At 73.8% G+C, this 14,465-nt stretch carries 10 protein-coding genes; 3 read left to right on the top strand and 7 right to left on the bottom strand.

Annotated elements, in window-relative coordinates; all coding sequences use genetic code 11:
* Positions 1 to 63 precede the first annotated feature (63 nt).
* The 5 genes from exaC to xylB form a co-directional block, all read right to left on the bottom strand.
* Positions 64 to 1,587: an acetaldehyde dehydrogenase ExaC gene (exaC, locus tag IAG42_RS02190; RefSeq protein ID WP_188335301.1), complete on the bottom strand. Its 1,524-nt coding sequence runs from the start codon at positions 1,585 to 1,587 to the stop codon at positions 64 to 66.
* Positions 1,588 to 1,666: 79 nt separating this feature from the next.
* Positions 1,667 to 2,932 (bottom strand): GAF domain-containing protein, encoded by a 1,266-nt coding sequence (locus IAG42_RS02185; protein ID WP_188335300.1) that lies wholly within the window; start codon positions 2,930 to 2,932, stop codon positions 1,667 to 1,669.
* A gap of 129 nt (positions 2,933 to 3,061) precedes the next feature.
* Positions 3,062 to 3,691, bottom strand: a complete 630-nt coding sequence (locus tag IAG42_RS02180) for an N-acetylmuramoyl-L-alanine amidase (RefSeq protein ID WP_188335299.1) — start codon at positions 3,689 to 3,691, stop codon at positions 3,062 to 3,064.
* A 474-nt stretch (positions 3,692 to 4,165) separates the two neighbouring features.
* Positions 4,166 to 5,374, bottom strand: a complete 1,209-nt coding sequence (locus IAG42_RS02175; protein WP_188335298.1) for an ROK family transcriptional regulator — start codon at positions 5,372 to 5,374, stop codon at positions 4,166 to 4,168.
* Positions 5,375 to 5,697: 323 nt separating this feature from the next.
* Positions 5,698 to 7,137: a xylulokinase gene (gene xylB, locus IAG42_RS02170; protein WP_188335297.1), complete on the bottom strand. Its 1,440-nt coding sequence runs from the start codon at positions 7,135 to 7,137 to the stop codon at positions 5,698 to 5,700.
* Positions 7,138 to 7,285: 148 nt separating this feature from the next.
* On the opposite strand from xylB, the gene xylA reads away from it, so the two are divergent.
* Positions 7,286 to 8,452: a xylose isomerase gene (gene xylA, locus IAG42_RS02165; protein ID WP_188335296.1), complete on the top strand. Its 1,167-nt coding sequence runs from the start codon at positions 7,286 to 7,288 to the stop codon at positions 8,450 to 8,452.
* 56 nt (positions 8,453 to 8,508) lie between these two features.
* Positions 8,509 to 8,958: a hypothetical protein gene (locus IAG42_RS02160; RefSeq protein WP_188335295.1), complete on the top strand. Its 450-nt coding sequence runs from the start codon at positions 8,509 to 8,511 to the stop codon at positions 8,956 to 8,958.
* 93 nt (positions 8,959 to 9,051) lie between these two features.
* Here the strand turns inward: IAG42_RS02160 and IAG42_RS02155 are convergent, their stop codons facing one another.
* The gene (locus IAG42_RS02155; RefSeq protein ID WP_188335294.1) at positions 9,052 to 10,401 is read right to left on the bottom strand and encodes an esterase-like activity of phytase family protein; all 1,350 of its coding nucleotides are present in this window, start codon (positions 10,399 to 10,401) and stop codon (positions 9,052 to 9,054) included.
* 249 nt (positions 10,402 to 10,650) lie between these two features.
* On the opposite strand from IAG42_RS02155, the gene IAG42_RS02150 reads away from it, so the two are divergent.
* Complete coding sequence (locus tag IAG42_RS02150; RefSeq protein ID WP_188335293.1) at positions 10,651 to 11,820, top strand: substrate-binding domain-containing protein; 1,170 nt, start codon at positions 10,651 to 10,653, stop codon at positions 11,818 to 11,820.
* On the opposite strand, the gene IAG42_RS02145 is transcribed toward IAG42_RS02150, so the two are convergent.
* On the bottom strand, positions 11,789 to 14,311 hold the full coding sequence (locus IAG42_RS02145) for a polysaccharide lyase 8 family protein (protein ID WP_188335292.1): 2,523 nt from the start codon (positions 14,309 to 14,311) through the stop codon (positions 11,789 to 11,791). The genes IAG42_RS02150 and IAG42_RS02145 overlap by 32 nt on opposite strands.
* Positions 14,312 to 14,465 lie beyond the last annotated feature (154 nt).

Below are 14,465 nucleotides of genomic sequence, written 5' to 3'. Positions count from 1 at the left end.
GGGCATCGGCTGCCTGGAGCGCAAAGGCGACTCCAGGCAGCCGGCTTTCACCTGTGGAACGCTCTAGAAGAACCCGAGCCTCTTCGGGCTGTAGGAAACCAGAAGGTTCTTCGTCTGCTGGTAGTGGTCCAGCATCATCTTGTGCGTCTCGCGGCCGATCCCGGACTGCTTGTAGCCGCCGAACGCCGCGTGCGCCGGGTACGCGTGGTAGCAGTTCGTCCAGACGCGGCCGGCCTGGATGGCGCGGCCCGCGCGGTACGCCGTGTTCATGTCGCGGGTCCACACGCCCGCGCCCAGGCCGTACAGCGTGTCGTTCGCGATCTTGATGGCGTCGTCGAAGTCGGCGAACGAGGCCACCGAGACGACCGGGCCGAAGATCTCCTCCTGGAAGACGCGCATGCGGTTGTTGCCCTGGAAGATGGTGGGCTGGACGTAGTAGCCGCCCGCCAGCTCGCCGTCGTACTCGATGCGCTGACCGCCCGTCAGGACCTTCGCGCCCTCCTGCTGGCCGATGTCCAGGTAGGAGAGGATCTTCTGGAGCTGGTCGTTGGAGGCCTGGGCGCCGATCATCGTGTCGGTGTCCAGGGGGTGGCCGGGCGTGATGGCCTCGGTGCGGGCGATCGCCGCGTCGATGAACTCGCTGTAGTGGCCCTCCTGGACCAGCGCCCGCGAGGGGCAGGTGCAGACCTCGCCCTGGTTCAGGGCGAACATGGTGAAGCCTTCGAGCGCCTTGTCGCGGAAGTCGTCGTCCCGCGCCCAGACGTCGTCGAAGAAGATGTTCGGCGACTTGCCGCCCAGCTCCAGCGTGACCGGCTTGATGTTCTCCGAGGCGTACTGCATGATCAGCCGGCCCGTCGTGGTCTCGCCCGTGAACGCGACCTTCGCGACGCGCGGGCTCGACGCCAGCGGCTTGCCCGCCTCCACGCCGAAACCGTTCACGATGTTGACCACGCCCGGCGGCAGCAGGTCCGCGATCAGGGACATCCAGACGTGGATCGAGGCCGGGGTCTGCTCGGCCGGCTTGATGACCACCGCGTTGCCGGCCGCCAGCGCGGGCGCGAGCTTCCAGGTCGCCATCAGGATCGGGAAGTTCCACGGGATGATCTGCGCGACCACGCCCAGCGGTTCGTGGAAGTGGTACGCGACGGTGTCGTCGTCGATCTCGGAGAGCGAGCCCTCCTGCGCGCGGACCGCGCCCGCGAAGTAGCGGAAGTGGTCGATGGCGAGCGGGATGTCGGCCGCGAGGGTCTCGCGGACCGGCTTGCCGTTCTCCCAGCTCTCGGCGACGGCGAGCAGTTCGAGGTTCTGTTCCATCCGGTCGGCGATCTTGAGGAGGATGTCGCCGCGGGCCCCGGGCGCGGTGCGGCCCCAGGCAGGCGCCGCCGCGTGCGCCGCGTCGAGCGCGCGCTCCACGTCCTCGGCCGTGCCCCGGGCCACCTCGGTGAACGGCTGCCCGTTGACCGGGCTCGGGTTCTCGAAGTACTGGCCGCGGGCGGGCGGGACGTACGCGCCGCCGATCCAGTGGTCGTAGCGGGCCTGGTACGAGACGACGGAGCCCTGCGTGCCGGGCGCTGCGTATCGGGTCATCGGGGGAGGCCTCCTGTGCGCGCTGCTGCCCGCCGTTGGGCAGCTTCCGCACCGGACGCTAGGGACGCGGACGTTGCAGCTACGTTGCGTACGAGCCCGCGCCCTGCTCGGCGTCGAGCGCGGCGAGGCGGGACAGGACCGCGGGCGCGGGCCGGGCGGCCGCGAGGGCGCGCCACACGTCGAGGTCGTCCTCGCCCCACGGCGCGTGCGCCCAGTCGGCGAGCAGGTCCGGGTCGCCGCGCGCGATCAGTGCCGCCCGCAGCCCGTCGGACAGGCGGCGGCGGATCCGGGCCACGGCGGGCGCCTGCGACTGCGGGAGCAGCGGGCCCGTGTACGCGGACGCGGCGGCCGTCACCGCGCCGGAACCGAGACGGCGCTCCACCACGGCGAGGTCCGACTCGACCGGGACGGCCAGCCGGTACGGGCGGGACTCCAGCACACCCGGCCCCACCACCCGGCGCAGGCGGGCGAGTTCGGCCCGCAGCGTCACCGGGGTCACCGACTCGTCCTCGTAGAGGCAGCACAGCAGTTCGTCGCCGGTCAGGCCTTCGGGGTGGCGGGAGAGGAGGACGAGGAGCTCGCTGTGGCGGCGGCCGAGGCGGATCTTGTGGCCGGCCGGGGTCAGCAGGAGGGCCTCGTCGCGGCCGAGGACGCTCAGCCGCAGGCCCGTCTCCTCGGCGGGCGGCGGGGCGAGCAGGGCCAGCTGGGACTCGGCGGCGCGTGCCACCGCCTGGACGAACGCCAGGCTGTGGGGATGCGCGAGTCCGTCGCCGCCGGTGATGTCGACGGCGCCGAGCAGCCGCCCCGAATGCGGGTCGTGCACGGGGGCCGCCGCGCACGTCCACGGCTGGACCTCGCGGATGAAGTGCTCGGCGGCGAACACCTGCACCGGCCGGTCCACCGCGACCGCGGTGCCGGGCGCGTTCGTCCCCATCGCCGACTCCGACCAGCGGGCGCCCGGCACGAAGTTCATCCGGCCCGCCTGCCGCCGGGTCGCCGCGTGCCCCTCCACCCACAGCAGCCGCCCGTGCGCGTCGCACACCGCCAGGAGATGCTCCCCGTCCGACGCGAACGTGCCCATCAGCTCGCGGAACAGCGGCATCACCCGGGCCAGCGGATGCTCCGCGCGATAGGCCCCGAGATCGCCGTCGGCCAGCTCCACCGACGCCGAGCCGTCCGGGCTGACCCGGGCGCCCGCCGAACGGCGCCAGGACGCGGCCACCACCGGACGCACGGGCCGGACGACCGTGCCCGCCGCCGTGAACCGCTCGTGCGCGCGCCGCAGCGCCCGCACCCGTTCGGACGGATCGGTGCCCGGCTCGAGCGCGACCCACGGATCGGTCAATTCGGCCTCCCGGACACTGGCTCCTGGCACACGCGGCGTGGGGCCATCGTCGCCCCGGGCGCGCGGGGCGACAAGGCGGCGGACACGGAAAAGGGAGCCCTCGCGGAAAATGCGGCCGGATCGGGGGTATCAGGCGAAGTTGACCATCCGGATGTAGCGGGTCCAGTCCCAGTACGGACCCGGGTCCGTGTGGTCCGTGCCCGGCACCTCGACGTGGCCGAGGATGTGCTCCCGGTCCCGCGGGATGCCGTAGCGGGCGCAGATCGACGCCGTCAGCGCGGCGGAGCCCTCGTACATCGCGTCCGTGAAGTACTCGGGCCGGTCCACCCAGCCCTCGTGCTCGATGCCGATGCTGCGCGTGTTGTAGGTCCAGTTCCCCGCGTGCCACGCGACGTCCTTCTCGCGCACGCACTGCGCGACGTGACCGTCGGCCGACCGGACCACATAGTGCGCGCTGACCTGCTTCGCCGGGTTCTGGAAGATGGCCAGGGTGTCGGCGTAGGTCTCCTGCGTGACGTGGATGATCACACGGTCGATCTTGTAGGTCGAAGGGCGGCTGGACTTCGTGTAGTTGGAGGTGCTGGCCGGGACGGACTCGGCCGGCGGGTAGTCCACCGCCTGGACGGCGGCGGCGCGGCCGGCCGGCAGCCACAGCCCCGGGACCGCGGCGAGCGCGCCCGCCTGGAGGAGGCGCCGGCGGGCCAGGCGGGAGGGGTGCGCGGGCTCGGGTCGGCCGCTGACGGATTCAGCTCGGTCCATGTCGATCCTGCCTCTCGGACGGGCCCGGGCGGGCTCGGTCGGTGGGGGAGAAGGGCGCCGACGTTCGACGTTCAGTGCCCGGGACAGCGGCGTGGGGCGTCACGGTCTCGGACGGTGGGTGGACGGGTGGACGGGTGGACGGGCGGACGGGTGGACGGGCGGGCATGCGGGGGTGCGGCCCGCGGTGAGTCTCCCGTGCGCGCGGCCTGTCGTTGCGGATCTTGGGCACGTACGGCGGTCGGTGTCGCGCGTCGGACAGGTGAGCCGGGGTGCGCCGAAGGTGCCTGCGCGTCAATTACGTTACGGGGCCCGGAGGTTGGGGCGGAAGAGGGCGCGACGGGGTCCGATCGAGGGAACTTCGCACGTCAGAGGTGGGGACCATTGGCGGTGCGGGGCTCTGGCGGGGGACTGTTGACCTTGACGTTCACCCTGACCTTGGCCGGCCGCGCACCGCAGCCGGATGCCGGGCCCGCGTCAGGCCCGTACGGAACCCATCGGGTCGTCCAGCACGGTGCGCCTCGCCGAGTGGGCCGCCCCGAGCAGCGGGCCCTCCGAGCCCAGCTGGGAGATCAGGACTCCGTCGGCCGGGGTCGTCGCCCGGCGCGTCAACTCCCGCTCCAGGGACGGGAGAAGCCAGGGAGCCAGGCGGGAAAGGGCGCCGCCGAGGACCACCGCGCGGGGGTCCAGGAGATTCACCGCGCCGGTCAGCGCGATACCGAGGGCGGAGCCGGCGCCGCGCAGGGCCCGGCGGGTGGCCGCGTCGCCCGCGTCCGCCCGTTCGGCCAGCAGCGCCGTCCGGTCCGCGCCCGGAGCCAGGCCCGCCGCGCGCAGCACCGCCTCCTCGCCCGCGTACTGCTCCAGGCAGCCGCGCGACCCGCACGGGCACGCGGGCCCCTCCGGGCGCACCGGTACATGGCCCAGTTCGCCCGCGAACCCCCGTGCCCCGCGCAGGAGTTCCCCTTCCACGACGAGCGCGGCGCCGATTCCGATCTCCGCGGAGACGTGCAGGAAGTCGGCGGGGCGGTCGGCGGTGAGCCAGAGCTCGGCGAGGGCACCGAAGTTGGCCTCGTTGTCGACGGTCAGCGGCACGTCGTCGCCCCAGGGCAGATGTGCGGGGAGCAGGGCGCCGAGGTCCGTGTCGTGCCAGTCCAGGTTCGGGGCGCGGACGACCGTGTGCGAGCCGCGCGCGACGAGGCCCGGCACGGCCACCGCGAGCCCGGCGGGCCGCAGTCCCTCGGCGGCCGCCTCCCCGTTCACCTGGTTGATCAGCGCGGCGAGGTCGCGCAGCACCGGTCCCGGAGCGCGCCCCCGGTTGCTCACCCGGCGCTCGGCGCGGGCCCGCACCGTGCCGCGCAGGTCGACCGCGCACACCGCGAGGTGGTCGACTCCCACCTCGGCGCCGAACCCGGCCGGGCCGCGGTCGCTGACCATCAGTGCGGAACCGGGCCGGCCCACCCCGCCGGGGCGCTGCGGCCCCAGCTCCTCCAGGAGCCCGGCCCGGATCAGCTCGTCGACGAGCGTGGACACGGCGGCCCGGGTCAGCCCGATGTGCTGCGCGACCGCCGCGCGGGACAGGGGGCCCTCGGCGGCGACCGCGTGGAGCACGCGGGAGAGGTTGCGCCGGCGCATGCCCTGCTGGGTGTCGGGGGTTCCGGGGCGGGGCCGGTGCAGTGGTGCGGTCATGTCCTCATGATCCCAGTCGCTCCAGGTGGCGTCGGGGCGGGCCCTCGGGTGGTGGGGCTCGCCGTTTCGTGTGCCGGGTGCCGTTCCGTGGCGGCCTTCCCGTCGGTGTGGCTGGTCGCGCAGTTCCCCGCGCCCCTGAAATGCACGCCCTTCGGGCGGCATTTCCCCGATGCGATGGGCCCTCGCTGGAGTCGCCCGGGCTCGCAGCCGCCGGCGCATCTGGAGCCCTCGTCGTGCAGTCGTCCCGCGCCCGCAGCCGCCGGCGCATCGCGAGCTCTCTACCTGCAACCGCCCCGCGCCCGCAGCCCCGACACACTTCAAGCTCAAGCCCCCTCCAGCAACCGCCCCGCCCCCTCCCGCACCCCCGAGATCCGCTCCAGCGCTGCCTCGTCCCGCTCCACCGCCTCCAGTACGGGCCCCTCGGTCGTCCCCCAGCGCCGGGCCACCGCCGCCGGATCCTCCCCCGTCAGCAGGCCCGCCGCCTGTGCCGCCGCGCCCAGTGCCACCAGCTCGCGCGCCCGCGGCACCCGCACCGCGCGCCCGGACAGGCGCCGGACCGTCTGCTGCCAGGCGGAGCCGCGTGCGCCGCCGCCGATGAGAAGGAGCGGCTCCGTGGGGTCGGCGTCGGCGTCCAGGACGTGGTCGAGCGCCCCGAGCAGCGCGTGCACCGCCCCGTCGTACGCGGCTTGCAGCACCTGCCCGCCCGTCGTGTCGTGCCGCAGCCCGGTGAGCACCCCCGACGCGTTCGGCAGATCGGGCGTGCGCTCGCCGTCCAGGTAGGGCAGGAGCGTCGCGGTGCCGCCCGGTTCGACCGCCTCCCGGTCCAGGCCCAGCAGCGCGGCGATCCGGTCCACGGCGAGCGTGCAGTTCAGGGTGCAGGCCAGCGGCAGCCAGTCGCCGCGCGCGTCCGCGAACCCGGCGACGACTCCGCTCGGATCCGCGGGCCGGTGCCGCGACACCGCGTACACCGTCCCGGACGTGCCGAGGCTGAGCACCGGTGTGCCGGGCAGCAGGCCGAGCCCGAGCGCGGCCGCCGCGTTGTCCCCGGTGCCGGCGGCCACCAGAACGCCCTCGGGCAGGGGGAGTTCAGGATCGTTCCCGGGGACGGCGCCCGCCGTCTCGCCGGGCGCCACCACGCGGGGCAGCAGCGCGGGATCCAGCCCGACCCGGCCCAGCACCTCCTCGTCGTACGACTCCGTGCGCGACGCCCACCACCCCGTACCGGACGCGTCACCGCGATCCGTCGTGCCCGGACCACCGGCAAGGCGACCGGTCAGATAGTCGTGGGGGAGGCGGACCGCCGCCGTGGCCCGCACGGCGTCCGGCTCGTGCTCCGCCAGCCACGCCCACTTCGCCACGGTGAACGAGGCCCCCGGCACGCTCCCGAACCGCTCCGCCCACTCCTCGGGGCCGCCCAGCTCCGCTACCAGCCGCCGTGCCTGGGGCGCCGAACGCACGTCGTTCCACAGCAGGGCCGGACGCACCGGCCGCCCCCGTGCGTCGAGCGTCACGAGCCCGTGCTGCTGCCCGCCCACCGAGACCGCCGCCGCCCGCCGCGCCGCGTCCCCGCACTGCGCGAGCGCCGATCGCAGCGCCCCGTACCACTCCTCGGGATCGCTCTCGCGCCCCGCGCCCGATGTCACCGTGTGCGGCGCCTGCCCGCTCGCCACCACCGCCCCCGTGGCGACGTCGACCACCAGGGCCTTCGTGGACTGTGTCGAACTGTCGACCCCGACGACGAGGGGGCCCTCGGCAGCTGGCATACGGCTCTCCTGACTCGGTCGGTCCCGGGGCGGCTCTTCCCAGAGACGTGCCCGCATACTAATTTGTAAAGTGCGATGACGAAATGGGCGGACGGCAGTCGGTGGCAGCACGGACCCGCCGCCCGCGTGAAGCTGAGGGAGCCGCACGATGACGTACCAGCCCACCCCCGAGGACAAGTTCAGCTTCGGCCTGTGGACCGTCGGCTGGCAGGGCCGCGACCCGTTCGGCGACGCGACGCGCCCCGCGCTCGACCCCGTCGACTCCGTGCGCAGGCTCGCCGAGCTCGGCGCCTACGGCGTGACCTTCCACGACGACGACCTCATCCCGTTCGGCGCCTCCGAGACCGAGCGCGAGTCGCACGTCAAGCGGTTCCGGCAGGCGCTCGACGCGACCGGCCTGGTCGTGCCGATGGCGACCACGAACCTGTTCACCCACCCCGTCTTCAAGGACGGCGGCTTCACCGCCAACGACCGCGACGTCCGCCGCTACGCCCTGCGCAAGGTCATCCGCAACATCGACCTCGCCGCCGAACTGGGCGCGCACACCTATGTCGCGTGGGGCGGCCGCGAAGGCGCCGAGTCCGGCGGCGCGAAGGACGTCCGCGACGCGCTCGACCGCATGAAGGAGGCCTTCGACCTGCTCGGCCAGTACGTCACCGAGCAGGGCTACGACCTGCGCTTCGCGATCGAGCCCAAGCCCAACGAGCCGCGTGGCGACATCCTCCTGCCCACCGTCGGCCACGCCCTCGCCTTCATCGAGCGCCTGGAACGCCCCGAGCTGTACGGCGTCAACCCCGAGGTCGGACACGAGCAGATGGCCGGGCTCAACTTCCCCCACGGCATCGCTCAGGCCCTGTGGGCGGGCAAGCTTTTCCACATCGACCTCAACGGCCAGTCCGGCATCAAGTACGACCAGGACCTGCGCTTCGGCGCCGGCGACCTGCGTTCCGCGTTCTGGCTCGTCGACCTGCTGGAGACCGCGGGCTACGAAGGCCCGCGCCACTTCGACTTCAAGCCGCCGCGCACCGAGGACCTCGACGGGGTGTGGGCCTCGGCCGCCGGCTGCATGCGCAACTACCTGATCCTCAAGGAGCGCGCGGCCGCCTTCCGCGCCGACCCCGAGGTCCAGGAGGCGCTGCGCGCGTCGCGCCTCGACGAGCTCGCCCGCCCCACGGCCGAGGACGGACTTGCCGAACTGCTTGCCGACAAGGGTGCGTTCGAGGAGTTCGACGTGACCGCGGCCGCCGAGCGCGGCATGGCCTTCGAGCGGCTCGACCAGCTCGCCATGGACCACCTGCTCGGCGTGCGCGGCTGACACCGGACGGCGAGGAGGGGTCGCGCGGCGGCCCCTTTGCCGGACACCCTGGAGGCATGGCCACACCTCCGATGTCACCGCAGCCGCCCCCGCCGCCGAGCGACGCGCCCCCGCCCGGCGGCGGAGGTTTCGGCGGCCCGCCCGCCACGCCACCACCCCGGCAGGACGGCGGCGGCCGCCGCTTCCTGGTCCTCGCCGTCGTCGCCGCGCTGCTCGTGATCGGCGCCGCCGTGGCCTTCGTGATGACGCGCGACGACGGAGGCGACGGCGCGGGTGACGGAAAGCCGTCCCCGGCGGACAGCGCCTCCGCCACGTCGTCGCCCTCGCGCGGCCTCCCGAGCGAACTGCCCAGCCTGCCCAGCGAGTTGCCGAGCTCCCTCCCCAGTTCCCTCCCCAGTTCCCTGCCGAGCGAGCTGCCCACTGGGCTGCCCTCGAAGCTGCCGAGCGGTCTGCCCAGCGAACTCCCGAGCGGCCTGCTCCCCAGCGACGTGAGCCTCCTGCCCTGACCTCCGAAGCAAGCCGCCCCACGGAAAAGGCCCGCGCCCTCCGCTCTCACAGGAGTGGCGGGCGCGGGCCCCGAAGTCACACCGGATCGTCGCTCAGAGCGCGCCCTTGGGCAGCCGCACGTACGTGACCCGCGTCTCGACACCGCTGTCGACGAGCCGCCCGTTCGTGTCGAACGCCTCCGCCCCGTCCGTCATCCCGAAGTCGTTGTCGTTGATGAGGGCGAGCGTCCCGCGCCCGGCGAGCGCCACACCCTCGATCTTGTCCGGCACCCCGTCGACCGTGTTCAGGTCCACGACCAGACGCTTGCGCAGCACCGGCACGCCCGACCCCGCCGGGTCGTCGAGCTGCTCCAGCGACGGCGACGTACGGTCGTCGTCCCAGCGGCCACCCAGGATGTTCGTGCCGCGCGTGAGCCGCACCTCCTGGAGGCGGGCGGCTTTGTCGGTGCGCTCCTCGACGAGCAGCCGGTCGCCGCCGAGCGCCACGACCGACGAGATCTTCAGCTCCGAGGTGTCGTCCTCGCCCGGGTCGACGACGTCCACCGCGTCGAAGCGGTACGCGTACTCGGCCGTCACCGCGGCCTTCTTCGGGGAGAAACGCAGCAGTCGCGCGGTGCGCGAGGCCTCGCCGGCGTCCTGGTCCGGAACGGACAGCGGGCTCTGCACGGCCAGGACCAGATCGCCGTTCGGGAGCTGGGCGAGGCCCTCGAAACCACGGTTGACCTTGCGGTGCAGCAGGATCGACGGCAGCGACTCGACGACCGGGTAGTCGGCGCCCTTCAGGGCGAGGCCCTTCGGCACGTGGCGGGCGAGCACGCGACCGTGCGCGGAGACGTGCACGAGGGAGGGACCGTACTCGTCGACCAGCCAGAAGCTGCCGTCGGCGGCCCGCACGATCCCCTCCGTGTCGAGCCCGTTCGGGTCGAAGGCCAGCGGCGTGCGCGCGTCGTACGCGTACGGCTTCTCGTCGCGGCTCTCCTGGTTCGGCAGGCCCGTGACCGGCTTGCCCGAAGCGGTCGTCAGCGGGATCGCGTCGATCACCTCGACCGTGTCACCGTGCACCTTGATCTTCACGATCGCCGGGTCGAAGCCGGGCACCGGGAACGTGCGGCGCTTCTTGCCGTCGACCTTGATCTGACCGTTCGGGCCGCGGTCGGTCACCGTCCAGTACTCGCCCTCGCGGCCCGCCGGGTAGAGGTCCGAGCCGATGCCGCCCAGGTCGACGCCGCGGTCGTCGGCGACGGTGCCCGGCAGGAGGTGGTTGCTGAACGTGCCGAGCGGCAGGTCGGGGAGGGTCGCGCCACCCGTGACCTCAGCCGCGGCCGGCCCGGCCGGGGCGCCCGTCGCGGTGCCGGCCACGACGACGGCCGCGAGCGCGGCGAGCGGCACCCCGACGGCGAGGGTGCGGCGGACGCGGCGCTTGCCGGGGACGAGCGGGGACATGGGGCCTCCTGGACGCGGTGCTTCGCTCGGACTGGGCACACGGTCGGCCCCGGGATCGAACGGCCGGTGACCGCAGGGTGAATACGGGCGAACGAGCGGAGGGCGCGGTTCCCGTCGCCGCGGGAGCGGCCCGGACCGGCGGGAGCAGCCCGGCCAGGGACCGCGCCTCGTGACCGTATCGAGCGGACCCGATCGATACGATGCACCACGGTCCGAGGGACGGACCGGAGCGGGGGAGGAGCCGACCTCATGCGGCTGCACGTCGACCGGCGCCATGCGCGGGTGCTCGAACTGCTCCGGGAACGGGGCACGATCCGCGTCGCCGACCTGGCCCGCGAACTCGGGGTCTCCCCGGTGACACTGCGCCGGGACGTGGAGGCGCTGGCCTCGCAGGGGCGTCTGCTACGGCTGCACGGGGCCGTCGTGTGGCCCGGCGACACCGTCGCGGGCCCGCCCGAACGGGGTGAACTCGCCGCCGAGGTGGGCCGGGCCCCGTCGGGTCTCGTCGTGGGCATGGTCGTGCCCACCACCGAGTACTACTACGCGGAAGTGGTGCGCGGGGCCCGCGAGGCCGTAGAGGCGGCCGGCGCCCGGCTCGTCGTCGCCCTGTCCCGCTATCTGCCCGGCGAGGACACCGCGCAGGTCGAGCGGCTGCTCGCGGGCGGGGTCGACGGGCTGCTCCTCACACCGAGCTGGGAGACCGGGGTGCCCGGGCCCGGTGAGGGGCTGCGCATCGCCGAGCGCGCCGTGCCGACCGTGCTCGTGGAGCGCTCGGCCCCGCACGGCCATCCCGCCGCCGCGCTCGACCGCGTCCGCTCCGACCACGCCCACGGCGCGGCCGTCGCCGTCCGCCACCTCGCCGGGCTCGGCCACCGCGGGGTCGCGCTCGCCGCGCAGGACTCGCCGACCAGTGCGCAGTTGCGGCGCGGGCACGAGGCGGCGGTGGAGGCGCTCGGTCTCGACCCGGCTCCCGAACCGTCCCCGCACCCCGCCGGCACGACCGAGGCCGACCGCTTCGAGCGGACCTTCGCCCATCTCCGCGAGGCGGTGGAGGACCACGGGGTGACGGCGGCGATCCTGCACAGCGACGCCGACGCCATCGTGCTCGTGCCCAGGCTCCGCGCCCACGGCATCCGCGTCCCCGAGGACCTGGCCGTCATCACGTACGACGACGAGGTCGCCGCGCTCGCCGACCTGCCCCTCACGGCGGTGGCCCCCGCGAAGCGCACGGTGGGCCACCGAGCCGCCACCCTCCTCCTGACCCGCCTCACCCCGGGCACCCCACCGGAACCGGCCCAACACCTCGACATCCTCCCGCAGTTGAGAATCCGCAGGTCGTGCGGTGCCCAGTCTGCCGAAGCGGCCCGGCGGGAGTGGAGCACACCCCCTACGACAGCCGAACCATCACCTTCTGCGTGACCCCGCCCGCGCCCGTGAGGTCTCCGAACGTCAGCTTCAGTTCGCGGCCCGTCGACACCCCGGTCACCGACGCCGGCTTCGACGTCACCGAGCGGACCGGGCGGCGCCAGACCAGCGTCGCGCCCCGCACCGCGCGGTTCGGGTCGCTGACGGACACCGTCGCCGTGCCGTCGCGGCGTTCGTGGATCTGGACGATCAGCGGCGCGTCCGCGCTCACCTTGCCGATCGTGCCCGGCTCCCAGAACACCGCCCCCGTGAGGCCGAGGGACGGGACCCGGACGCCCTGGGCGGCACCGGAGTTGGAGGTCAGCTCCAGCCAGGCCGGGTCCGCCGCCCGCTCCGCCGTACGCTGCTCGCTCGCCCCCGGCATCAGGACGTACGCGTACGCCGCGTCCGACGGATCCGTGCCGTGGTCGGCGAGCAGCGTGACGTAGCGCCGCGTCACGGGGTCCGTCGAGCCGCCGCCGTTGATCGCCTTCCAGGTCCCCGTGCGTTCCTCCCGCCGTGCGTCGATCGCCGCCCCGCCGGGGAAGACGTAGCCGCCGTGGCCGGCGACATGCGCCCAACGGGCCTTCGGGAAGCTCCCGTTCCACGGCAGGTCCGAGGGCTGTGCCGTGCCGTCCACCGTGAGGCGCGCCGTCCCCGCCGAGCCGAGGTTGCGGGTGTCGACGACCGACTCGACGCCCGCCCCGTCCGCCGCCGAGATGCCCGCGCCGAGGCACACCACCGCGTCGTCCACGAAGAACCACGCCTTGCGGCCCCGCAGCGTGGAGGACAGTCCCCGCACGTCCTGCGCGGCGACCCCGTACCTGCCGTCCGTCGCGCCGCCGACCCACGTCGTGTCGGGACGCGCCGCGCCCCACGCCCCACCCGCCGCGTCCGCGAGCGGCTTGCGCGAGACCGTCGTGCCGGGCAGCCGGTACGGGTCGACCGTCGGCCAGAAGCCGTCGCTGTACTGCCCGCCGCCCGCGCTGTCCCCGGCGGCCCACCAGTAGAGCATCCCCGAACCGGTGTGCCAGCCGCGGACGTTCTCGCCGTTGCCGTTCTCGTAGAACGTGATCGCCTTCGACGCCATCGACACGGACGCGGTGAACGCGGCCGAGCGATGCGCCGCGCGGGCCATCGCCGGGAACACCTGGTGCCCGGCCGGCTCGGGCGCCGCCTTCACCGCTCCGTCGGCGAGCAGCGCGGTCACCCGCGACAGCGCGGCGACCCCGAGCGTGCGGCCCGTCGTCACGTCCTTGTAGCGGTCGCGCGTGAACCAGCCCTTGGCCAGGCCCTGCCAGCGCGCGTTCTCCTCCGCGCTCGCCCCCTGCCCGAGCAGCAGGATCGACGCGATGATCGCGTGGCCGCGCGTGTGGTCGTCCTGCTGCACCTTCAGCGTGTCGCCCGCGACGAGGCCGCGGCTGATCGCCCGCCCCGACACGTTGTCCACGATGAGCCCGTCGTGCAGGAACGGCGCGTACGCGCCCTCGACCGAGTCCAGGAAGATCTGCCGTCCGCTGTCCGTGATCGCCCACGTCGAGCCGCCGAGCAGCGCGAACAGCTTGCTCAGGCCGTCGATGAGGACCGCCCCGTACGACCCGGTGTACGGCACGTACGTGTGCTGGATCAGGGATCCGTCGGCGTACAGGCCGTCGCCCGAGGTGACGTAGGGGAAGACCGGTGAGACGGCGTCGCGGGCGAGGGCGAGCTTCGCGGCGGTGCCGCCGAGGACGCCGCGCAGGGCGAGGACCCGGCACAGGTCGATACGGTTCGCACCGGTGCTGGTGCCCGTGTAGTGATCGACGAGCGAGTCCGGCACGAAGTGGTCGATCGCCTCGACCGCGGCCGTGATCTGCTCCGCGCTCAGGTGCTCGTACATGAGGATCGCGATGTCGAGCAGCCGCTGCGGGGCGCCGATCTGGAAGTTGTACCAGTTGCCGTACTGGGTCTGGGACTTGTTGTAGACCTGCGTGCTCAGGTGGTCGATCGCGGTGAGCACGTCGGCCTTGAGGGCGGCGTCGCCGGTCAGTCCCGTGCCGGGCTGGCAGAACGCCTCGGCCATCACGCGCACGCGCTCGTAGCTCGTCTGGATCTTCTCGGAGTAGCCGTACGACTCGGAGTCCGTGTCGGGCTCGGGGTCCCCGAACACGGCGTCCGGCCACAGCGATCCGGCCGCCGGAGCCATCGCCGTCTGCCAGGCCCGCGCCTGCGTGCCCAGCGCGGCCAGCTTCGAGCGGAACGGCTCGGCGGTCGGGCTGAAGCCCTCGCCGAGGTACAGCGAGCGCCACTTGGCGCGCAGTTCGGCGAACTCGTCCACGGCGGCTTCCGATGTCTCTGAGGTGACGGTGGCGGCCGCCGACGCCTGCTGCGGTATCCCGGCGGCGAGCGCGGCGCCGGCTGCGGCGGTCGTGGCGAGGAAACCGCGGCGGGACCACGGCGAGCGAGGTGAGGGCACCTCGGAGGACAGGGCGGAGGGCGGAACGGGGGACGGCTGCTGGGGCGTCATGAAGGGCTCCGGGAGGCTGGAGGGTCCGCTGGGAGTAAGCGGTTTCTAGCACCCGGTGATTCAAACGCTCAAGAGAACCGGCCGAATTGATCGTTTCGATCGTTCTCGGCTCCGACCCCGGAGGGTCGGAGCCAGTGGCCCTGCCGGGGCCGGC

The organism is Streptomyces xanthii (assembly GCF_014621695.1).
Taxonomy (GTDB): Bacteria; Actinomycetota; Actinomycetes; order Streptomycetales; family Streptomycetaceae; genus Streptomyces; species Streptomyces xanthii.
The sequence above is the reverse complement of the archived record's forward strand: the minus strand, read 5'-3'. Positions and strand labels throughout refer to the sequence as shown.